We start from the raw sequence: 20,689 nt of genomic DNA, 5'->3' as shown, positions 1-20,689 counted from the left end.
TTACGGCGCGGAGGTCGGTAAAATTTGAAAAAACATGTACTTAACGTGGCCGATTAAAGTGTTTCCTCTGGCAATCACCATCGCCATGCATTAAGGTTGCGCAACGCGGGGGTAGGTCCGCGGTGCTGGGAGTGAAAGGCCGTGGCGAACATCCAATTCAATCAGCCATTGCGGTTGCGGAACCGGCTGTGGAGCTTGTTCGCTGCGCTGTTTTTGTGCGGTCTTATTGGCTTTGCCGGTGCTGCGCATGCAGGCTATGCAGCCATCGTGATCGACCCGGCGACCGGTGAAGTGCTCAGCGCCGTCAATGCGGACGAGCAGAACTACCCCGCCTCGCTCACCAAGATGATGACGCTCTACCTTACCTTTCAGGCGCTGCAGAACGGCAAGCTGAAGGTGGATCAGGAACTGCCGGTTTCCAGTTGGGATGCGTCCCGTGCGCCGACCAAGCTGGGCCTGCGCGCCGGTCAAACTATCTCGGTGAACGATTGCATCCTCGGCATGGTGACCAAGTCCGCCAACGATGCCGCCAGCGTCATCGCAGAAGGCCTGGGCGATAACGAGGGGCATTTCGCCGAGATGATGACGGCCCAGGCCGCTTTGCTTGGCATGAGCGCCACGCATTTTGCCAATGCCAGTGGCCTGCCCGACCCGAACAACACATCCACAGCGCGTGACATGGCCAAGCTCGCCATGGCGCTGTACCGCGACTTCCCTCAGTACGCGCACTATTTCTCGACCAAGGAATTCGTGTTCCGTGGCCAGCTGATTCGCGGGCACAACAACTTGATGGATCGCTATCCGGGTATGGATGGCTTGAAGACGGGTTTCACGGACGCTTCGGGTTTCAACCTGGCATCCACCGCGGTGCACGATGGACGTCGCTTGTTTGCAGTGGTGCTGGGCGGCCGTTCCGCCTCCTCACGCGACAACTTGATGACTCGCTTGCTCGACGACGGCTTCGACAACCAGCCGACGCCGGACGCTGTGGTCGCCCAGGCCGGCGTGCGCAGCACTACCCGCCGTGTACTGGCCGCACTCTCGCCGATCGACACGGCAGAGGCAGACGAAACGGCCCCGGCGCATCACCGCAGCCGCGGTTGCACACCGCATCGCGGTACGAATTGCCCCCGAGTGGCCAAGTCCCATTCCAAATCCACGACCCATCTTTCGCACCGCAAGCACAAGAAGGTGCTGCTGGCTTCGTCAGCTGACAAGAAAGACTGATTCGCGCCGTCAAGCGGCGTCGAGAATGTGATGTTGGCATCGCACGCAGCCTTATAAAAAGCCCCTATGAAAAAACCCCGCGGCATGCCGCGGGGTTTTTGTTTGGAGCATAGGGCGCCGTGCTTACTTGAGCTTGGCGTCTTCGCGCAGCGCCTCAGCCTTGTCGGTCTTCTCCCAGGAGAACGCCGTGTAGGTCTTGCCATCCGGACCCTTCACTTCGTACGGCGTGCGGCCGAAGTGGCCGTAGCTGGCGGTCTGTTGGTACATCGGGTGGATCAAGTCCAGCATCTTGATGATGCCGTACGGACGCAGGTCGAAGTGCTTGCGGATCAGCTTCTCGATCTTATCGTCGGCGATCTTGCCGGTGCCGAAGGTGGTGACCGAGATCGAGGTGGGTTCGGCCACGCCGATGGCGTAGCTCACCTGCACTTCGCAGCGGTCGGCGATGCCGGCGGCTACGATGTTCTTGGCCACGTAGCGCGCGGCGTAAGCGGCCGAACGGTCCACCTTGGACGGATCCTTACCCGAGAACGCGCCGCCACCGTGACGGGCCCAGCCGCCGTAGGTGTCGACGATGATCTTGCGGCCGGTCAGACCGCAGTCGCCCACCGGGCCACCGATCACGAACTTGCCAGTTGGGTTGATGTGGAACTTGGTGCCCTTGTGCAGCAACTTGGTCGGCAGCACGGGCTTCAGGATGTGCTCGCGCACGGCTTCGACCAGATCCTTCTGCTTCACGCTCGGATCGTGCTGGGTGGACAGCACGACGGCGTCGATCGCGGTGGCTTCGCCGTTTTCATAGCGCAGGGTGACCTGACTCTTGGCGTCCGGACGCAGCCAGGGCAGCGGGGAGTTCTTCTTCTTGCGGACCTTGGCCTGCTGTTCCACCAGGCGGTGCGAGTAGTAGATCGCCGCCGGCATGAAATCTTTGGTTTCGTTGGTGGCGTAGCCGAACATCAGGCCCTGGTCGCCGGCGCCCTGTTCTTCGGGCTTCTTGCGGTCCACACCCTGGTTGATGTCCGGCGACTGCTTGCCGATCAGGTTCAGCACGCCGCAGGTCTCGCCGTCGAAACCGACCTCGCTGGAGTCGTAGCCGATGTCCACGATCACCTTGCGGGTCAGCGCTTCCAGGTCGATCCAGGCGCTGGTGGTGATTTCGCCGGCGACGATCGCCACGCCGGTCTTCACCATGGTTTCGCAGGCCACGCGGGCGCGCTGATCCTGGGCGAGGATCGCGTCTAGCACGGCGTCAGAGATCTGGTCAGCGACTTTGTCCGGATGGCCTTCGGAGACCGATTCGGAGGTGAAGAGGTAGTTGCTCATCGTGGCTTATATCCTTCTTTACGGATAAAGAGATGGAAAGGGGAATTGCGCATGATACACGCACTGCGGGCGGGTTTCACTGCCCAGTCTGGCATAGCTATGTGACGGGGCGGCAGGGGTTCAGGCGGCGGCAGACGTGGGGCGGCAAATAGACGGCCAAATGAGGTGGATGGAAAGCGACGGGAAAGCTTTGTGAGGTGCGGGCGTTCGCCCGCACCTCTTCGGGAACCGCGTAGGCCGGGATGAAAATCCCAGCATCAAGAAGCCAAAAAAGGAGCTTGGATTGTCATCCCAGCCTATGAACGACTCAAGCCTCGCTCTCGGCCAACGCAGCGCGCAGGGCTTTCGCCGCATTCACCATTGCAATCAAGGTGGGCTCCACTTCCTTCCAGCCGCGCGTCTTGAGGCCACAGTCGGGATTGACCCACAGCTGCCCAGGTTCGAGCACGGTCAGGGCCCGTTCCAGCAGTTCGACCATTTCCTCCTGTGAGGGCACGCGTGGCGAGTGAATGTCGTACACGCCTGGGCCGATGCTGCCCGGATAGCGAAAATCCTCAAACGCCCGCAGCAGCTCCATGCGAGAACGGCTGCTTTCGATGGAGATCACGTCGGCATCAAGCGCAGCGACAGCTTCGATAATGTCGTTGAATTCGCTGTAACACATGTGCGTGTGGATCTGCGTCGTGTCGCGGATGCCGCTCGCGGCAATGCGGAAGCAGCGGACGGCCCAGTCGAGATAGGCGGCGTGTTCTGCGTGGCGAATCGGCAGGCCTTCGCGCAGCGCGGGTTCGTCGATCTGGATGACGCGGATGCCCGCGGTTTCCAGATCGTGCACCTCGTCTCTCAGCGCGAGCGCCAATTGCAGGCAAACCTGTTCTCGCGGCAGATCATCACGCACGAACGACCACTGCAGCACCGTCACCGGACCGGTCAACATGCCTTTGACGGGCTTGTCGGTGAGTGATTGCGCATAGCGTGACCAGCGCACGGTCATGGGGTGAGGGCGTGATACATCGCCCCAGATAATGGGAGGTTTCACGCAGCGTGAGCCGTAGCTTTGAACCCAACCGTGTCGCGTGAAAGCGAAGCCGTCGAGCTGTTCGCCGAAGTATTCCACCATGTCGTTCCGCTCGGGCTCGCCATGCACCAGCACATCGAGGCCGATGCGTTCCTGGAAACGAATGACACGCTCGATTTCCTCGCGTAACACAGTTTCGTAGGTGTTTTCGTCGATGCGTCCCGCTCGGTGCTCGGCGCGCGCACTACGCAGCGCATCGGTTTGCGGGAATGAGCCAATGGTGGTGGTGGGCAGCGGCGGCAGTGCCAGCGCATCGGCCTGGACTTGCAGGCGATGTTTGAGGCTTGAACGCCGCTGCATGGCTTGTGCACTCAATGTGTGAACTCGGTTACGAACATCGTTTCGATGCACGCCGGGTTCGTGTTTGCGTGTCGCCAATAGGAAGGTCTGTTCGACCAATGCTTGTTTGGCAGAATCGCTGCCGTTCAGTGCATCGGCATAGAGGCGAAGCTCTTCAAGCTTCTGTTTCGCGAAAGCGAGCCAGCTTCGCAGTGTGGGCGGTAAGGACGTTTCCTGCGCAGCATCGAGCGGAATGTGCAGCAGCGAACAGGATGGTGCCAGCCACAGGCGCTCGGTTCCGCGCGATGCCGCTATCTTCTCCAGCAGTGGCAAGACGCGCCGTGGATCGCTGCGCCAGATAGCGCGCCCGTCGACGACACCGGCACTCAGCACGCAATGGCGAGGCAGCGCGGACAAGATGGAGTCCAGTTGCTCCGGCGCGCGCACCAGGTCGACATGCAGTCCGTCGACGGGAAGGTCAGTCGCAAGTGCAAGATTGTCGCCCAAGCCGCCGAAGTAAGTCGTCAACAATCGTTTGGGCAAGGGGCTGGTCGCCAGGGTGTTGTATGCGACGGTGCACGCGTGTCGGCTCGCGAGATCCAGATCCTGCACCAGGCAAGGTTCATCCAACTGGACCCAGGGAACGCCCGCTTGCGCCAGCTGCTTTAGCAGTTCGGCGTACGCCGGAATAAGTGCGTCCAGAAGGTTGAGTGGATCGCTGCCATCGACTGTTTTGGACAAGCGCAAAAATGAAACCGGCCCGAGCAACACAGGGCGCGCATTCAATCCCAGCGCACGGGCTTCCAGCCATTCGTTGAGCGGCTTATTGGCGGTAAGTTGAAAACGTTGTCCAGCGTGCAGTTCCGGAACGATGTAGTGGTAGTTGGTATCGAACCACTTGGTCATCTCCAGCGCGTGCAATTCGGCGTTGCCGCGTGCCATCGCAAAGTAGCCGGCCAGCGGGTCCTTGTGCAGCAGAGGGCGATAGCGATCGGGCACGGCATCGAACAGCACGGCGGTGTCGAGCACCTGGTCGTAGAGCGAGAAGTCATTGACGGCGACAGTTTGCATGCCTGCCGCGCTCGCCAGCTGCCAATGTCGCTGACGTAGATCGCGTGCCGTATCCAGCAGGGGAGTGGCGTCGCCGTCGCGCCAGTAATTTTCCAGTGCGCGCTTCAACTCACGGCGACGGCCAATGCGCGGAAAACCAAGGTAAGTCGTGTGTGTCATGTGTATTCCTCATTGCGGTGCATGGCAAAGAGGAACGAAGGCAGGCGTGAGCTGCGGTTGGGCCCGTGGCGCGCGCCGTCGACCTTCGCCCCCGCGGGCGAACTGAGTTGACTGCGGGCAGGCGGGCGCCGCGTCGATATCGTGACGCGGTACCGGATTCTCCCCGCGGAGATCCCAGGTCGTACGAAGCACGCCGTTGCGAACGGTGGGCTTCGGCCGGGGCAGGTCTTCGGGCTCGTGGACAAGGCACATCGTGCCGCCTACTGTTCGCCGCTTCCCGGGCATACACCCAGTGCTGATGGCGAAGATCGTTTCCACATACCGCTGCGGGGCAGCGCCGGATTCACACCGGCTTCCCTTTTAATTTCATCTCTCTATTCGCATAAAGAGATAAAGACCTCGGCGGGCGAACGATAGCGCCTGGGCATCGCGGCCGTCAAACCTGCGAGTGGCGATGCCGGGTGCGGTGGTTCAGTAGACCGTTGCGCGCGCCTGTACGAAGGCGAAGAAGAACACTGCGTTGGGATCGTTGCGTACTGCTTGCAGTTCGTCGCGCATACCATCCACCGTGGCGACGTCGGTTTTGCCACTGGCCATGAGTTGCTCAGCAGCGGAGAGCAGCACTTCCTGCCAGAACTCGATCATTTGCTTGCGGCGTCCGGGCTGGCGGTTATCCAAGTGCACGTTCTTCACTTCCGTCTGCACATCACGATAGCCACCCGCCAACAGAAGATTGCCGAGCTTGGCTCCAATGAACGGATCGCCGCCGCTGTCATATTGGTGATCGTTGAACGCCATCCAGTAGCGCAGCAGGTTGGGCGAGTAGGGATCGAGGAAGAACGAGGAATTCAACACCTCAGTGACATAGATCACCGCACCGGGGCTGAGTACGCGGCGCACCTCGCTGAGCACGCGCGCGGGACTGGGCATGTGTTCCAGCACCCAGCACAGATAGGCTGCGTCGAAGCTGCGATCGTTAAAAGGCAGGTCAGCTGCATCAGCCTGCCGCAACGCATAGCGCGCTTCGCACCAAACTTTGGCAGCCAAGTTGCGTTCGGCCGCCGCCAATTGAGCGGGCGATCGATCGATGCCGGTAACGTGCAACTCCGGAAAGCGCCGCAACAAAATTTCTGTCTGTGCGCCAACTCCGCAGCCAACTTCCAGCAAGCGCGTTGCAGCGCCGTAATCGATGTGACTGAACAACGTGCTCTCAAACATGCGGGCCTGCCGCATCAGTCGGGACTGCTCATCTTCGGAGAAGCCGTGGATATACGGGAAGTCGCCGGTGGCGATGCTGTTCATGCCGAGGTGTCCAGCATTGATTGGACTATGAAGCGAGTATCAGTCTTGACTCCTACGTTACTCCGATACCCAGTTGCTGGGTAACTTGAGTTGTCCAGGTTTTCCTCTAAGGCCGCTCAGTGCGATCGATGAAGGTAGTCCGCCAATAAAAAATGGTTTGCGCCTGGCTCGATCGTTGGAGCTGTCTGCGACGCATCATTCCGTCTGCCAAGCGTTTCCTTTATGCCCTCCAGTACAGAGTGGACGTAGCCTCCAAGCGGATGGCTGGCAGGCGATAGGTCAAGGCCTGCCTGAAGATTTTTGGCCGCCAGCGTCAGGCGATTTTCAAGCAGATTCACCAGTCCCGTGGCAAACAGGCGAATCGCCTCATCACCGTGGTCGGCGGTGAGAGGACTAAAAATGGCGATGGCCTCGGTGGGCCGATTCCCGACTATTTCCAGATAACCGAGCATGAAGCGAGCCATGTGCAGAGTGGGATTCAAAACCACAGCGCGGCTCAATGCCGTGATTGCCTCATCGTATCGGGCTTGGTGGGCAAGCATGGCACCGCGCAGCAAATGCAGGCGTGCATCCGAGGGCGATTGAGTCATTGCGTCGTCGATAGCGGTCAACGCTTCTTCGTCTGAGGTCTGCATCAATAAGGTGATGTGGTCGATGACGGCCGAATCGCAACGAGAGGCGTTGTTCATGATTTACCCGGTGACAGTTGTGGAATGGGACGGTTGCAGTACCTTCTTGAGTTCCTCGAGGCTCGCGCGATGAATCTGCGAGACGCGTCCTCTGCTCAGGCCAAGAAGGCTGGCGATCTGTTCGAAAGAGAGCAGGTCGAAATAGTGATAACGGATAACCTTCGACGCCTTTTCCGGTAACGTCGCGACGGCACGCCGAAGCGCAAGACGCGCCTGTTCCCATGCGGCGTTTTCATAGCTGTTTCCGTATGGACTGGGGGAGTCTTTGTCGGAGAAGTACATGCCCGTGCCGTCCAGCATGAAGCCAATGGCCAATCCTGTGGCGAGCGAGGAGAGATAGGTAAATTGCGAGTCTTCCGACTCCGCGTCGGTTAGAGACTCCAGTCGCTCTCGTCGTACACGCTTGCTGAAAGACATCTGCTCGCGTGCATCGCCAAATTTGTCGATGCCATTCAGGATGGCGCCGCGTATTCTCGGCGTGCAGTAGGTCTTGAAAGAAATGCCGCGCTGTGGATCGAAGCGATCGATCGACTCCAGCAACCCTACACAGGCAAGTTGTACGAAGTCGTTGTAGTCGATGCCGTCTCGACCATGCGTCGCATAGATTCGGGAGGCGATGCGTTTCGCGTAAGGAAGATAGTGCTGAAAGATGGTCTCGCGCGCGCCGCTATCCGCACTGGATTGCAAGGACAGCCAGTGCGTATCCAGTTCGGCTTTGTCGGCGCTCCCAGCAGCGTGTGTTGTGGCAGGGAGAAGCGGCTGACCACTCATCTAAAGCTTTGCAATACGCCTTGTAGGATCAAGCCCCATCCGTCGACCAGTACGAACATCAGCACTTTAAGGGGCAGCGAGATCGTCGCAGGCGGAACCATCAACATGCCTAGCGAGAGAAGAACGCTCGACACCACCAGATCGATCAGAAGAAATGGCAGCAAGATCACGAACCCGATCTGGAAGGCGATGCGTAGCTCGTTGAGGATGAAGGCAGGGGTGAGTTGAAGAAGGCTTACGTCATCCGTCGACGCGGGAGGCGGCTTGTGCGACATGTCGTACATCAGTTTGAGCTCATTCTGGCGAACCTGTTTCAGCATGAAGTCGCGCATGGGTGATGCGCCACGGTCCAGGGCCTGCTCCACGGTCAAGCTTCCTTTCATAAAAGGCTGCAATGCGTCGCTGTTCACTTTTTCCAGGGTCGGGAGCATGGCGAACACGGTGAGGAAAAGCGCCAGGCTGATCAACACGGGAGTCGGTGGTGTTTCCGGCATGCCGAACGCGTGGCGGATCATCGAAAGCACGATCACAATACGGATGAAGGCCGTCATCGAAACGATCAACGCCGGGCCGATACTGAGAATGGTCAACAGCGTGGCGATACGAATGGCTTCAGATGTTGTTCCTGCTCCAAACGTCTGGCTGAAAGACGCGTTAGCAAGTGATGGCGAAGCGCCAAGCGTGGCTCCGGCAGGTGCTTCTGCCATGACGTGCACGCTGACTGCTGTTAAGAGGACCCCAACGAGAAGCATGGCGAGGTGGCGAATAAGCTCCTTCTTCATGGGGACGTGTCCTGCGTAATGCTCTTGTCTTCTGTGGGCGGTGTGCTGTCGCTAGGCCATTGGCTCATCGCGACGCCCGCCGGGCCGCATGCGATGAGCACGTCGCGACCCGCGCATCGGACGAGATGGACGGAAGTGCGCGAATCGATACGCGTCGACTGCACCACGTGCAGATCGCGCGTGAGCCGACTCGCGTGCGGCCGGAATCGGGCCTTCAGCAAGAGCGCCGCCGCGATGCCGAGTGCAAGACAGAAACAAAGCGCCAGGACGACTCTGAAGACATCAATCCCGCCGTGGGCGGCAACCACGTTGGGAGCGAAATCGGCTGCGGCGCGCATGGGGTCGATCAGCATTACTGCGCATCCAGAACGTGCGTGATGCGAATGCCAAAATGCTCGTTCACCGCAACGATTTCGCCTCGCGCAATAACTTTACCGTTCAGAAGCACGTGAGTCTCCTGATGAAGCTGTTGCTCAAGCTCGACGATCGATCCGTTTTGGATCGACATGAGCTGCTTCACTGTCATCTCGGCTGTGCCAAGGCTGACGTCGACGCGTACCTTGATGTCGTCCAGCAGTGCGCGCGAAGGCAAGGGGGAATTTTTGTCTGGAGCTTGTTCGACGTGTTCGGGTAGATCGACGGGCATGACGCTGATTTGTTTCACGCTTCCTTGTGAAGTCATTGGGAAATATCCTTGATAGAAGTAATTTGCAGGCTTGCTTTTCCATGCCTATGGACAGGCCGGCCGCAAGCGAAAATTTGTCCCAGTGTGCCATCCGCGTTCAACATCGCCAGGTCGAGCGGTTCGTTCAACAGCTGGCGCGTAGTGATGACGTCGCCAACCGTCAGGCCGCCAAGGTCGGCGGCGGACATCTCGCAGTGGCCAAGCACGGCGGCGATCTTCAGGCGCGTGTCGGCGAGGGATTCGCCGCGTTTGAGCAAGGGCGGATGATTGGATGTGGTTTGCTGCGTGCCTTCTCGTGCAAGCCAGCGCCATGGTGCGGCGAAGTGCATATCGAAAAGTGGCAGCGCATCATCAAGCATGCAGGTCAGCTGAACCTCGGTTGCCATGTCGGGTTCTTGGCTAGCTGTCATGGGTACTGCGGATTCCAGCATCAGCGCCTCGCTCAGCCGCAGAAGCAGATCGTCTTGCAGCTCCGTGCGGAGTGGTTCGAGCAACGCATCGACGGTATTGCCGGCAAAGGCGGGCATATCGGCGTCCATCACGAGTATTTTTCGCAGCAGCACGTCCCATGCGCGCCACGGAGCTGCTAGACGTACCGATGCACCGAGCGACCAACGGATAGCATCGGAGGACGGTGAAGGGGGAAACGTCCCGTTGATCAACGATATCCGGACAGTTGCCGGGTCCGGCGCCACGATCCAATCGCGGAGCCACGCCTCGACGACGCGTGCCAGGGTGCCTTGAATCCTGCGCAGATCCGAGGGAGACGTCGGCCGCCAAGGTTTCCCGACAGGCTTCATCCCTGTTGTCCCCGCATTTGGAACAACTGCATGATCATTTCATTGGCCGTGCTGATCACTTGGGACGAAGCCTGAAAGCCGCGCTGGATAAGGATGAGCCGGCCAAACTCGGTCGACAGATCGACGTTGGATGCTTCCACCGCTCCAGAGATCAGCTGTCCGACACCCGGGCCGCGGCTGGTGGTGTATTGCGGTGCCGAGGCGCGTGAAGCGTCGAATAGGCCATTGCCTTGCTGGGTGAGCAGTTGCGTATCGGTAAAGCTCGCCAGCGCAACGGAGCCAAGTTCAAGTTTTTGCCCGTTGGAATAGCCGACATTCAGTACGCCGTCGGCATCGACATAAAGCGAAGACAAGATGCCGGCGCCATAGCCATCCACACTGGCAACCTTTAGCGTGGACACTGAGCCGGACGAAAAGCCGGTCACGCCGCTCGAGAAGTCCAACGTAAAGGTGAATGGCGCACCACCGGTGGGCGTCATGGTGACATCAATCCTGTCCATGCCTGGTTCCGGGATGCCGCCCAAAAATTGCAAGGCGCTCTGTTGGACGACGCTTCCGTTTTCGTCGGTCACCGTCACGGCCCAGCGGCCCGGGAAGATCTTGTTGTCGGGCTTGAAGTTGATCGTCAGTGTGTGCTGATCACCGTTGCCGTCGTACACAACGACATTGGGAATGGAAAAGTCGGTAGCACTTGAGGAGAGGTTGTCGGAGAACTGCACCAGTGTGGTGGCTACCGGCGGATTTATAGTCTTGTCAGTGAGGGAGATCGCCTCAGGCTTTCCTGCAGAATTGAGCATGGCCAGACGCAGACCGGTGACTTTGTCGACCAGATAACCGTCATCGCCCACCACGAATTGTCCCGTGCGCGCGTATTGAGCCTTTTGTCCATCGAGCAGGGTGAGGAAGCCGTTGCCCTGAATGGCAAGATCCAGATCGCCGTCGCTTTGGCGAATTTCGCCCTGGCTGAAGTCGATCGACGCATAGCCATATTCCACACCGGTGCCGAAGTACGTGGTCGACGTCGTTCCCGCTTGGCCTGGCGCGAATTCTTGGCCGTAGAACAGGTCGGCAAACCGCGGCGTGGTCGCCTTGAAGCCGGGCGTATTCATATTGGCTACGTTATTGCTGATGGTTTGCAAGCCTTTGGAATAGGCCGTCAAACCGCTCATTCCGATATAGATGCTTTCCAGCATGATCTGCTCCTAGCGAACTTGCTTGATCTGGGACACGGTGGCGTTGGTTAGGAAATCGCCGTTGGGTGTTGCGATGACCAATTCAGGCTGATCGCCTTCGAACGAAATGCTTTTCACGACGCCGCTGACGGCCGACGTATTAGTGGTCACGTCGACGGTTCGACCGAGCAGCCCCAGTGTCTGCGTGGCCGACTGCACCTGCAGCAGGCTGTCGATCTTGTCAGTCAGCTGCCTGGTTTGTTCGAGCGTGGTGAACTGCGCGAGTTGCGAGACGAACTCGAAGTTGTCCACGGGTTTGAGTGGGTCCTGGTATGTCAGCTGGGTCAAAATGATCTGCAGCAAAGACTGCATATCCAGGCCCAGCGCACCGGCGCCGGCATTGGCCGCGGAAGCAGCGCTTATGGGATTAGTGGCCATATTGGATTCCTTTCATCCGCGCGGGATATTCAGTTCCATTGATGATCAATGACGCCTGTACGATGCCGAGTCGATCCAGCGCTTCCTGCACGGTGCGCCGGAGACGTTGAATGGCTTCGTTATCGCCGGGGTAGCGCACGACGATGGCGGGTGCATTCGCTTGGTTCAGAACGGTCAATCGATATGGCTCTTTCGTCTCCGACGTTTCGCGAGCGGAGCAAGGGACGCTCTGACGATTGGAGAGATCAGCTGACTTGTCCTCAGCGAGATCATTCATGCGCATCAGGCATGAAGGCATTGCTTGGAACAGGTCCTGCAACGTTTCATGTTCGCTATCGTGCATCGCTACGTATGGCGGAATGACATCGCGTGTGGCATCGGGCGCATGCATAACAGGCAGGTAGCGCGGTTGTTGCTGAGCTGGCTCGAAACCTGGAGGGAAGGTGTTAGCAGCGAGATCGGGCTTCAATCCTATGAAAGGAGCTGTCGCTGAAGAACTGCCCATGCCTTTCTGATCAGACCGGACGGACACGGGGTTTGGTCCAGGGCGTGCTCCCGGCCACATGTCCTTTTCCATGCCTTGCATAAGTTGCTGGAAGTTCGTGCCATCGTTCGATGCGGTGTAACGACCATGAGCTTCCGACGTACTTGCGGTGGCGTTGAGAATTTTCATGGTTGCACACCGCGCGCAAGTAGCCTGTCTTCCAGCGCACTCAATCGCTTCTCCTCGATATGTCTGTCCTCAGCACGCTTGAACCGCTTTGCGAGCCGTTCGGCTGCATCCAGTTGTTCCTGCGTCCGGTGCAGTGCTTTCATCTGCTCTTCCAATTCGGCATGCGCGCTCGACGCCTTCTGGCGGCAAAGGCGCAAATGACCTTGCGCAAGTTCGGTGGTTCGGGTCCAGCTAGCCATCAGCTGCGGAGACAGAACGCCGGTGGTAGTCAATGCGTGCCTGGTGCGCTCGGTGCACGAAAGCGCGGCCTCTTGCGCGTTCTGGGCGTCTTCGTCGCCGCGAATCGCTTCGGCGTGCGCGCGAAGAGCAAGGCTGCGGGCCTGTTCCCACTGCAGCTCGCGAAGCTTCATGATGTCCTGCGCCATGCGGCGCTGTGATGATCTGCTCATGCAGTTTCACCAAGCAGTTCCGCCAGATCGGTCAGCGCCTGCGCACGCGATGTCGAGAGGCTGACGTCCTGCTTCAGGAACTGTATCAATGCCGGACGGGTCTTCAGCGCGAGGTCTAGCGCTGGGTTGCTGCCGGCGACATACAGGCCCGATTCGACCAACGTGCGAGAGGCGTCGTATAGCGACAGTTGTCCGACTGCCTCCGTTGCCAACGTCCTTTCATTGAGCGTCGTGACTTGTCGAAGGACTCGGCTGACGCTGCGTGGTACATCGATGGCGGGAAAGTGACCTTGCTCGGCCATGGCGCGCGTCAACACGATGTGTCCATCGAGCAGGGCGCGGAGCGTTTCCGCCATTGGGTCGTCGATATCATCCGTCTCCGTCAGGACGGTCATGATGGCCGTGCTGGCGCCGCCTTGGCGCAGAGCGCCGCACCGCTCGACGATTTTCGGCAATGCCGCGAACACGCTCGGCGTATAAGCACGAAGAGTTGGCGGTTCGCCCGCAGCCAGGCCGATTTCGCGCAAAGCTAGTGCATAGCGTGTCACCGAATCGATCAGCAGCAATACATGTTTGCCTTGCGCGCGGAAATATTCCGCATAGGCGAGCGCCAAGGGCACGCTGCGGGCACGCATGACAGCGGGCCGATCGGATGTGGCCACCACCATCACCGATCGCTTCCGCGTTTCGTCATTCAACGCATGACGCCAAAACTCATCCGCCTCGCGACCACGTTCCCCCACCAGGCAGAGGATGCAGATATCGGCTTTGATATGCCGGGCGAGCCCTCCTAATAGCGTTGTCTTCCCGACACCGCTTCCCGCAAAAATGCCGACGCGCTGTCCGATGCCCAGCGTCAGCAAGCTGTCGATGGCGCGACACCCTGTTTCCAACGGCTGTGTCGGCGTAACGCGATCGAGCGCGGCGGTATCCATGCCTGCGAGCGGCCAACGGTCGCCTGTCGTCGGCATAGGGCGCCCGCCGTCAACGGGCGCGCCGAGCGGGTCGACGACACGTCCCAGCAGATGGGGGCCGACCGAAACGTCGGTGCCTATGCGAACAGCTTCGACCCTGTCGCCCACGCATAGCGAGGCTACCGGTGCATAGGGTGCCAGCGTCACCCGGCCACGCTCCGCCTTGACCACCTCGGCCATCACGTTGCCGGCTATGCAAAACGAACCCAGCGCAACACCCGGGCCATCGGCTTCGATGTAGGTGGGCATGATGCGTGTGACGGTGCCGAGCCGTGCAACCGTATCGGCGCCGCTGAAAGCACGGATGTAGCGCGAGTGATAGACGGCGGAATCAATCATCGTTGCGCAACTCGGTGAAGATGGCCGCCAAGCGCTGCCGTTGCGTTGTCAGGCTGGCGTCGATTCGTCCCAGCGTCAGATGGAGGATGCAGGTGCCGGCATCTGCCGTGGCTTTTGCAGTAACGGTCAAGCCGTGGCGGGACTGTATGCCGGCAAGGCCATTTTCAAGAGCAGCGCTTGCAGGGAAATCGTGGGACGACACATCGATGGACAGTACGGTATCCGCCGCCAGATAACGCAGCTGTCGCTCGACGGTCTGCGTGATCAAATGCGCGTAGTGCGAGGGTCGGTCAATGACGCACGACAATGCTGATTCGGCGACATCGAGGGATAGCGGCATTAGGGCATCCAGCGTTTCGTCGAAGCGAGCCACTGCGCGCTCGATGCCATGCTTGAGCAGACCGATGTGTTCGTTGTGATCTTTCTGGATGGTTTTAACTGCCGCTTGCTCGCCCTCTCTGACGCCGCGTTCGTAGGCTTCGGTTTCCTGGCGGGCATGAGTCCCCGACAGGTCTTCGAGCTGTCGTTCCAAGTCGGCCACGCGTGCTCGCAATGCATCCATTTCGCGCACTTCGCTTGAGGCATCAAGGCGGTGCATCGTCGAATCGGAGGACGATAACGCAGTCTGGTAGCGCTCGCGCGTCACGACGACTGTGTTGGCTTTCACCAGGCCATTCATCGGCGTGCCATCCATTGCATGAAGCGCGGCCACGCGGATTTTTTCCGTTGGTGCAACAGCGGCATGCTCTTTGCGCAAGCACTGGCTGCCACCTGCAGCGAGCGTTGCGTACGTTCGGTCATCCATCGGGATGCGTCAGGCAGCTTGGCGGCGATCGACTTGGCGGGAGACAGCCGTTCGACCATCGCATGTCGTTGCGTATCACCCATGCAGGCAAGCACGCGCTTGCCGATTTCGATCGGCAGGCGTTCGATAAGCGCAGCCATGCGTTGTTGGTCCGCCTCTGCGGCATCCGGCAACGGCGCCACACTGGCGTCGTCTAGCAAGGCTTTCCAGCGGGTTCCAGCTGCGGCCAGCAAAGGCTTCAGACGACGACGCTGGTCGTCGCTGAGTGTGGACCAGATCCATTCGATGTCCTCGATGCCACACCGATCGAGCTGGACCACCGCGCGACGAAGCTCGCGCTCCTGCTTAGGATCGAGCATGGGTTCGCTCCGGTTCGCTAAGCAGCAACTGCAATCGATTCGCCAGCGCTTTGCGCTCATCCTCGGTGAGGCGCGCGGGTTGCTTTCGTCCTGGCCAAACCACGCGGAGAAGCAAGCCGATACCGACGCCACCGCATAGCAGCGCTGCAATCAATACCCACAGGGGCGCTGCCGTGCTGTGGGAGATAGACATTGCAGCAGGCGCGCTTGCTGATTGAGCTGCGGGTGGAGCGGCTGCATTGTCCGACGGTAAGGATTGGCGTTGGGCAGGCACCTTTGCTACTGCAGGCTGATCGGCGCGAACGGCGATCGTGCACACGTCGCCGCGGGTGGCATCCATGCCGATCGTAGCGGCGACCAGTGCTTGCAGTGATTTGGATTCGTCTGCGGTCGGTGCACGGTCTAACACAATACCGACCGAAAGACGTTTGACGGACCCGGGCGCGGAAACGACCTGTTCAAGCGTGCGCTGCGTTTTCTTTTGCGCAGCCGACGGCAGGCCACTGGGTGGCAAGGGCGGAAGACTGATCTTGCGACCTGGCTTCTCGTTGGTCGGAAGCGGCGGGATGACCGCAGCCACATTCGCATCGGACGACGGCGCTGTATCGGATTCGCGGGTAAGGCTGACTTGGTCGAAATTGATACCGTGTTCGGCCAAACCACCCAGCACACCGACATCGCCGGGCGCGTCACCGATTACCTGTACACCTACAACGGCCTGCTCAAGCAGCAGGGCAACACCTTCTACAGCTACTACAACAACGGCCTGCTGCGCGACATGGTCGATACCGAAAACGGTACCCGCGGTTACTACGAATACGACGCCAACGGCAACCGCACCTTCGACGGCTACACCGGCAAGAGCGGCAACTGGGCGTTCCAGCAAAGCGTGGCCGAATACGACGCACTCAACCGCCTGGTGAAGGTCACCGACCCCCGCTACAACATCGTGTACGAATACGACGCCGTGGGTAACCGCATCCACATGGTGTCGACCTACAACGACGCCTTCGGCCAACCCAACCAGGTGCAGGACTACTGGTACGCCTACGACGCGATGAACCGCTTCACCACGACGATGGGCGTGCTCAGCAATGGCCGTGGATCGAGTGCGACGGACACCAGCACCTACGTGTACCAAGGCACCAGCGGCGACGGTGTCAGCATCGCCTACAACACCTTCGGCGAACGCGTGATCGCCACCTACGCGTACGATGGCCATACCGAAAGCTACGCCTACGACGCGCAGGGCTACCTCACCACCACCACACTCAAGAACCAGGACGGCAGCCTGATGGGCATCGCCGTGCGTGAAAACGACTTGGCCGGCCGCGTCATCCACTACATCGAATACGACGCCAACCGCTTCGTCACGCAAGAGGTCTGGCACACCTGGGACAACGACAGCCTGCTGCTGCAAGACAAAGTCATCGCCTGGGACATCAACGCCAAGGACGACAACGGCAACATCGCGCCGCGCTACACCATCACCACGACCACCACGCATCGATTAGCCGACGGCACCGTCAGCAGCACGTACGCCGACTACGACAGCAAGAACGACGGCAGCAGCCCTCATACGTACATCACCACCACCTACGACTACGTGTGGTTCGACAGCGCCAAGCAAAGCACGATCAAGGTGCAAGCCAGCAACCAGGACGTGAAGGGCTGGGCACCGGGCCTGAGTGCGTTCGAGTACGACAGCTTCGGACGCATCAAGGCCGCCTACGACGTCGAAGGCGGACGAGGGTTTGCGTACCAAACCGATGGTGAAGGAAGAATCCTGCAGCGCGACGAACTGCTGGGTACGTATAACGAACAAACCGGCAAGATCGATAACGCCACCAGCAACCGCTGGCACGCCTACTACTACCTGGACGATCGCCAGATCGGCAACGTCGGCAACGACGGCGTCGAGCGCATCGACTATGCCCAGGAACTGGCGCAACGCAACTTCGACAACAGCGATGCCAGCCACAAGCGCTTTCGTCCCGTAGCGGGCGCGGACTTCGACAGCAACTACACCCCGATCAACAGCCTGTATCCGACGGCCGCACCGGGCAGCTACATCGTGCATGCCGGTGACACGCTCACGTCCATTGCGCAAGCGCTGTGGGGTGACAGCAGCTTGTGGTGGCTGCTGGCCGATGCGAATGGCCTAAGCCTCAACGAACCCTTGATCGCGAACACGGTGCTGACCGTGCCGAACAAGGTGACGAACATCCACAACAACTCAAGCACGTTTAAGCCGTATGACGCGGGTAAGGCGATTGGCAATACCAATCCGACAATTCCGGATGCGCCGCCACCGCCGCAGCCCAAGGGCGGTGGGTGTGGTGGTGCGTTGCAGATCATCGCCATCGTGGTGGCCGTGGTGGCGACCGCCGTGACCGCCGGTGCTGCCATCACCGCGCTTGCCCCCGCCTTCGCAGGGGCAGGACTCGGCGCCACGGCAGCCAGTATTGCCGCGGGTGTCGTCGGTGGCGCCATCGGCGGCGCGGTCGGCTCTATTGCCAGCCAAGGTGTGCTGATCGCCGGTGGCGCGCAAAACGGCTTTAACTGGAAAGGCGTGGCCATCAACGCGTTGAGCGCCGGCGTCACCTACGGCACGGCGTCAGCCTTCGGCGCGGGAGCCATCGGCAGCGCCACGACCCCGGGCGGCGCGGCCGCTGAAGTGGCACGCGACAGCGGTAACTTCTTCGGTGCCGTGGCGCGCGGCGCTACAGCTGGCGCCGCCAACAACGTGCTGGGCAGCGTCACGGGCTTGCAAAGCTTCAGCTGGAAGAACATCGCTGCCAGTGCGGTAGCCGCAGGTGTGAGTTACGGTCTCAACAAAGTCGTCGATACCCAACTGCCGAAAAGCGTGACCAACAACGGCGGATTCCAACTGGCACGCGATTACAGCAGCAACCTGGCTGGCAACGTGGCCTATACCGCGGCGACGGGCCAAAGCGTGTCGCGCAATCTGGACAACCTGCTCTACAGCGCAGCAGGGCAGACCCTTGGCAATAGCATTGCGGGGAGTATTGCGGATAGGTCGAAGGCGTCGAGTCAGCAAAGCAGTGCGAGCAAACTCAGTGCGGCGGCGATTGTCCGAAGCGGCGATGCGTTGCCGAATATCGCGATCTCAGCTCGGGATATCGTCAGTCCGATTGCGTTCGAGGCGCAGCCGTTGGAGGTTGATCCGTATAAGTTGACGTTTGCGGATATTGGGCCGGTGGTGCTGAGTTCTCCTTTTGATGGAGTGACGGGAAGTGCGCAGACAACCTATACGTCGTTTGCAGGGGTGAGGGGAGATGCTGTGACCTATAGCCGGTCATCTTCACAGGTGTCGTTGTCAGGTGTGCGAGGTGATGTATTGCCTGCATCCGACTTGAGCGCACCTTCTAATGGTTTTGCAACTTGGGGTAGGGGCGTTGATGAGCCGCAGCCTCACATCGGCAACGCCTCTTTGCAAAACCTTGGGCTGTACGACTGGCTGGGCGCTGGAAATACTGCTGCCGGGACTACATTTGCCGGTGTGCAGGCGCTAGGTGAAAAGGGATTTAATTTTGGGGTAAGCCTGGCTAGACCAGCGATCTATGATTCTTTGCTGGTTGCTGGTGGAGGGAAGGGAATTAACGCGATACCGACGGTGATTGAGCTATATACAGACGCAGGACGGATAGCAAGTAGTCCTTTGACAAAAACCTTTGGAGTTAATTTGAGCAAGGCAGTGCCTGCTATGAAGATGTTTGGTCTGTGGTCTTCGTTTGCAGCTCCTGGTATCGAGGGTTTTTCGCTCTTGAACCAAGATAAGCCTGTTGATGGAGGGGATATAGGGCATTTTGCCGTAACGGGAGGGGTGTCTTTTGGCCTTTCCAAATTTGGACTTCCCGGCGCGTTGCTAGGAGCTGATTGGACAATTTTGGACACGTCAGCCCAGAGCTACCACTACACTCCTGCGTTCGGAGGAAATGCTGGCAAATATATCAATGGATGGCGCGCAGTGTGGGCAACGGGGTCGGATAATCGAGAATTTGGAATACAAAAGATTCAAAGGGAGAGTTCAGGTCTTACTCACGAGCAAGCAGCCGGCATGTATGATTTGATTCAGTTTGGACGTCAGTCAAAATACATGCCTAAGCTTCCTTGATTGGTGGGGCCTCGTATCCTTTGCAAAGGGTGCGAGGTCTCCATTGTGATCTTATACGTCGCAAGGGGATAAGAAATGAATAAATTAGGATTTAAATTGGAAGCTTTAGATTGTTTATTTTTAGCATGCGCACGCATGCCGAGATCGGGTGATGAAGATTCAAGAAAATATCAGGCAATGGGTTTTATGTTGTTTGGATTGCTTCCTGTCTTCGCCTCAATTTATGCCTTTGTTGATCATTGGATTTTTGATCTAAGTTCAATTTATAAAAAATTTTGGCCATATCATTCGACTAATTCTAGAAGTTTTGAAAATGGTGGTATGGGATTATTTATTATTTTTATAATTCCTTCTATTCTAATTTCATATAGGGCATTTAGGCGAATGAATGTTTATGTGAAAAATGTTAATGTGTGTAATTGGAAGGAAATTATATTTGAAGGAATTATTTATTTTGCTTCGATTTTTTCTTTTGTAATAGATAGAAATAAATTTGGGTCATTAATATCTATTTTGTTTTTTTTAGTGCTTTATCTTGGCCTTAGATTCAAGGCATCAAAAGGTCTTGTAAATTGACTGGCTACTGACGAATGCTCCCAAAAGGGACTCCCAAAAGGGACCGTGAGTAGTTAAAGTGGCTTAACTACCCACGACCCTGAGGTTTCCCCACGTTTCTAGTGGATCAATCAACGACTTACAGCGGTACCGAGTGGCGTAAGAGTGCGCGCATGGCGCATTCTTCAAGGCGACCAAGCACAATAAAGAGTGCCGCCCATGCGCGCGAGTCGAGTATTGCAGAAGTGTATGTCCAGGTCGTTAGGTGCAATGCATGCGTTGCGAAACCATGTATTAGTGCGTTCCGTTGAAGCGCTGCTACGAGGGCGGCGCCTGACATTGATGGATGTCGCACGCTCTTGGCCCGATGCCGAACGCGTCAAAGCCCCACTTAAAGCATTTGATCGACTGTTGAGTAACCGCCAAAAGGGACAGTAACCGCCAAAAGGGACCGTGAGTAGTTAAAGTGGCTTAACTACCCACGACCCCGCTTGCCCAGCTATTACAACAACGGCTTGCTGCGCGACATGGTCGATACCGAGAACGGCACGCGCGGCTATTACGAATACGACGCCAACGGCAACCGCACCTTCGACGGCTACACCGGCAAAAGCGGCAACT

At 58.6% G+C, this 20,689-nt stretch carries 20 protein-coding genes, 1 pseudogene and 1 riboswitch; of the genes and pseudogenes, 4 read left to right on the top strand and 17 right to left on the bottom strand.

Going from position 1 to position 20,689, the window contains the following annotated elements:
* The first annotated feature begins 141 nt into the window (after positions 1–141).
* Complete coding sequence (locus QQJ86_RS07985) at positions 142–1,227, top strand: D-alanyl-D-alanine carboxypeptidase family protein (protein WP_284320376.1); 1,086 nt, start codon at positions 142–144, stop codon at positions 1,225–1,227.
* 123 nt (positions 1,228–1,350) lie between these two features.
* On the opposite strand, the gene metK is transcribed toward QQJ86_RS07985, so the two are convergent.
* The 17 genes from metK to QQJ86_RS07900 all read right to left on the bottom strand — a co-directional run bounded on the left by metK (position 1,351) and on the right by QQJ86_RS07900 (position 16,045).
* Entirely contained in the window at positions 1,351–2,550 is a 1,200-nt protein-coding gene (gene metK, locus QQJ86_RS07980) for a methionine adenosyltransferase (RefSeq protein WP_284320375.1), read from the bottom strand.
* Between the two features lie 307 nt (positions 2,551–2,857).
* Positions 2,858–5,137: a 5-methyltetrahydropteroyltriglutamate--homocysteine S-methyltransferase gene (gene metE, locus QQJ86_RS07975; protein WP_284320374.1), complete on the bottom strand. Its 2,280-nt coding sequence runs from the start codon at positions 5,135–5,137 to the stop codon at positions 2,858–2,860.
* A gap of 203 nt (positions 5,138–5,340) precedes the next feature.
* A riboswitch (cobalamin riboswitch) is annotated at positions 5,341–5,554 on the bottom strand.
* A gap of 54 nt (positions 5,555–5,608) precedes the next feature.
* Positions 5,609–6,439 carry a class I SAM-dependent methyltransferase gene (locus tag QQJ86_RS07970; protein ID WP_284320373.1) on the bottom strand — a complete coding sequence of 277 codons (831 nt, stop codon included), beginning with the start codon at positions 6,437–6,439 and terminating at the stop codon, positions 5,609–5,611.
* Positions 6,440–6,555: 116 nt separating this feature from the next.
* Complete coding sequence (locus tag QQJ86_RS07965; RefSeq protein WP_284320372.1) at positions 6,556–7,128, bottom strand: tetratricopeptide repeat protein; 573 nt, start codon at positions 7,126–7,128, stop codon at positions 6,556–6,558.
* A gap of 3 nt (positions 7,129–7,131) precedes the next feature.
* Positions 7,132–7,899 carry a sigma-70 family RNA polymerase sigma factor gene (locus QQJ86_RS07960; protein WP_284320371.1) on the bottom strand — a complete coding sequence of 256 codons (768 nt, stop codon included), beginning with the start codon at positions 7,897–7,899 and terminating at the stop codon, positions 7,132–7,134.
* A complete protein-coding gene (gene fliP / locus QQJ86_RS07955) occupies positions 7,896–8,681 on the bottom strand; it encodes a flagellar type III secretion system pore protein FliP (protein WP_284320370.1) in 786 nt (261 codons plus the stop codon). The genes QQJ86_RS07960 and fliP overlap by 4 nt, the downstream gene beginning before the upstream one ends.
* The gene (locus QQJ86_RS07950; protein ID WP_284320369.1) at positions 8,678–9,034 is read right to left on the bottom strand and encodes a flagellar biosynthetic protein FliO; all 357 of its coding nucleotides are present in this window, start codon (positions 9,032–9,034) and stop codon (positions 8,678–8,680) included. The genes fliP and QQJ86_RS07950 overlap by 4 nt, the downstream gene beginning before the upstream one ends.
* Positions 9,034–9,345, bottom strand: coding sequence for a FliM/FliN family flagellar motor switch protein (locus tag QQJ86_RS07945; RefSeq protein WP_284320368.1), 312 nt, complete (start codon positions 9,343–9,345; stop codon positions 9,034–9,036). Before QQJ86_RS07945 ends, QQJ86_RS07950 begins: the two co-directional genes overlap by 1 nt.
* A 14-nt stretch (positions 9,346–9,359) precedes the next feature.
* Positions 9,360–10,166 (bottom strand): FliM/FliN family flagellar motor switch protein, encoded by an 807-nt coding sequence (locus QQJ86_RS07940; protein ID WP_284320367.1) that lies wholly within the window; start codon positions 10,164–10,166, stop codon positions 9,360–9,362.
* Positions 10,163–11,359, bottom strand: coding sequence for a flagellar hook protein FlgE (locus tag QQJ86_RS07935; RefSeq protein WP_284320366.1), 1,197 nt, complete (start codon positions 11,357–11,359; stop codon positions 10,163–10,165). Before QQJ86_RS07935 ends, QQJ86_RS07940 begins: the two co-directional genes overlap by 4 nt.
* Before the next feature lie 9 nt (positions 11,360–11,368).
* Positions 11,369–11,776 carry a flagellar hook assembly protein FlgD gene (locus tag QQJ86_RS07930; RefSeq protein WP_284320365.1) on the bottom strand — a complete coding sequence of 136 codons (408 nt, stop codon included), beginning with the start codon at positions 11,774–11,776 and terminating at the stop codon, positions 11,369–11,371.
* A complete protein-coding gene (locus tag QQJ86_RS07925) occupies positions 11,766–12,449 on the bottom strand; it encodes a hypothetical protein (protein ID WP_284320364.1) in 684 nt (227 codons plus the stop codon). Before QQJ86_RS07925 ends, QQJ86_RS07930 begins: the two co-directional genes overlap by 11 nt.
* Positions 12,446–12,874, bottom strand: coding sequence for a hypothetical protein (locus tag QQJ86_RS07920; RefSeq protein WP_284320363.1), 429 nt, complete (start codon positions 12,872–12,874; stop codon positions 12,446–12,448). The genes QQJ86_RS07925 and QQJ86_RS07920 overlap by 4 nt, the downstream gene beginning before the upstream one ends.
* 20 nt (positions 12,875–12,894) lie before the next feature.
* Complete coding sequence (locus QQJ86_RS07915) at positions 12,895–14,211, bottom strand: FliI/YscN family ATPase (RefSeq protein WP_284320362.1); 1,317 nt, start codon at positions 14,209–14,211, stop codon at positions 12,895–12,897.
* Entirely contained in the window at positions 14,204–14,923 is a 720-nt protein-coding gene (locus tag QQJ86_RS07910) for a FliH/SctL family protein (protein WP_284320361.1), read from the bottom strand. The genes QQJ86_RS07915 and QQJ86_RS07910 overlap by 8 nt, the downstream gene beginning before the upstream one ends.
* Entirely contained in the window at positions 14,887–15,375 is a 489-nt protein-coding gene (locus QQJ86_RS07905; protein ID WP_284320360.1) for a hypothetical protein, read from the bottom strand. The genes QQJ86_RS07910 and QQJ86_RS07905 overlap by 37 nt, the downstream gene beginning before the upstream one ends.
* The gene (locus QQJ86_RS07900; RefSeq protein ID WP_284320359.1) at positions 15,362–16,045 is read right to left on the bottom strand and encodes a flagellar M-ring protein FliF C-terminal domain-containing protein; all 684 of its coding nucleotides are present in this window, start codon (positions 16,043–16,045) and stop codon (positions 15,362–15,364) included. Before QQJ86_RS07900 ends, QQJ86_RS07905 begins: the two co-directional genes overlap by 14 nt.
* Here QQJ86_RS07900 and QQJ86_RS07895 point away from each other — a divergent pair.
* From QQJ86_RS07895 to QQJ86_RS07885, 3 genes and pseudogenes are all read left to right on the top strand, one after another.
* Positions 16,022–19,513, top strand: a complete 3,492-nt coding sequence (locus tag QQJ86_RS07895) for a LysM peptidoglycan-binding domain-containing protein (RefSeq protein WP_284320358.1) — start codon at positions 16,022–16,024, stop codon at positions 19,511–19,513. The genes QQJ86_RS07900 and QQJ86_RS07895 overlap by 24 nt on opposite strands.
* A 75-nt stretch (positions 19,514–19,588) precedes the next feature.
* A complete protein-coding gene (locus tag QQJ86_RS07890; protein WP_284320357.1) occupies positions 19,589–20,089 on the top strand; it encodes a hypothetical protein in 501 nt (166 codons plus the stop codon).
* Positions 20,090–20,287: 198 nt separating this feature from the next.
* Positions 20,288–20,491 (top strand): annotated as a pseudogene (locus QQJ86_RS07885) (IS4 family transposase); the annotation flags it as partial.
* Positions 20,492–20,689 lie beyond the last annotated feature (198 nt).

Origin of the sequence: Dyella acidisoli (assembly GCF_030160295.1) — a bacterium.
In the GTDB taxonomy this organism is placed as follows: Bacteria; Pseudomonadota; Gammaproteobacteria; order Xanthomonadales; family Rhodanobacteraceae; genus Dyella_B; species Dyella_B acidisoli.
The sequence above is the reverse complement of the archived record's forward strand: the minus strand, read 5'-3'. Positions and strand labels throughout refer to the sequence as shown.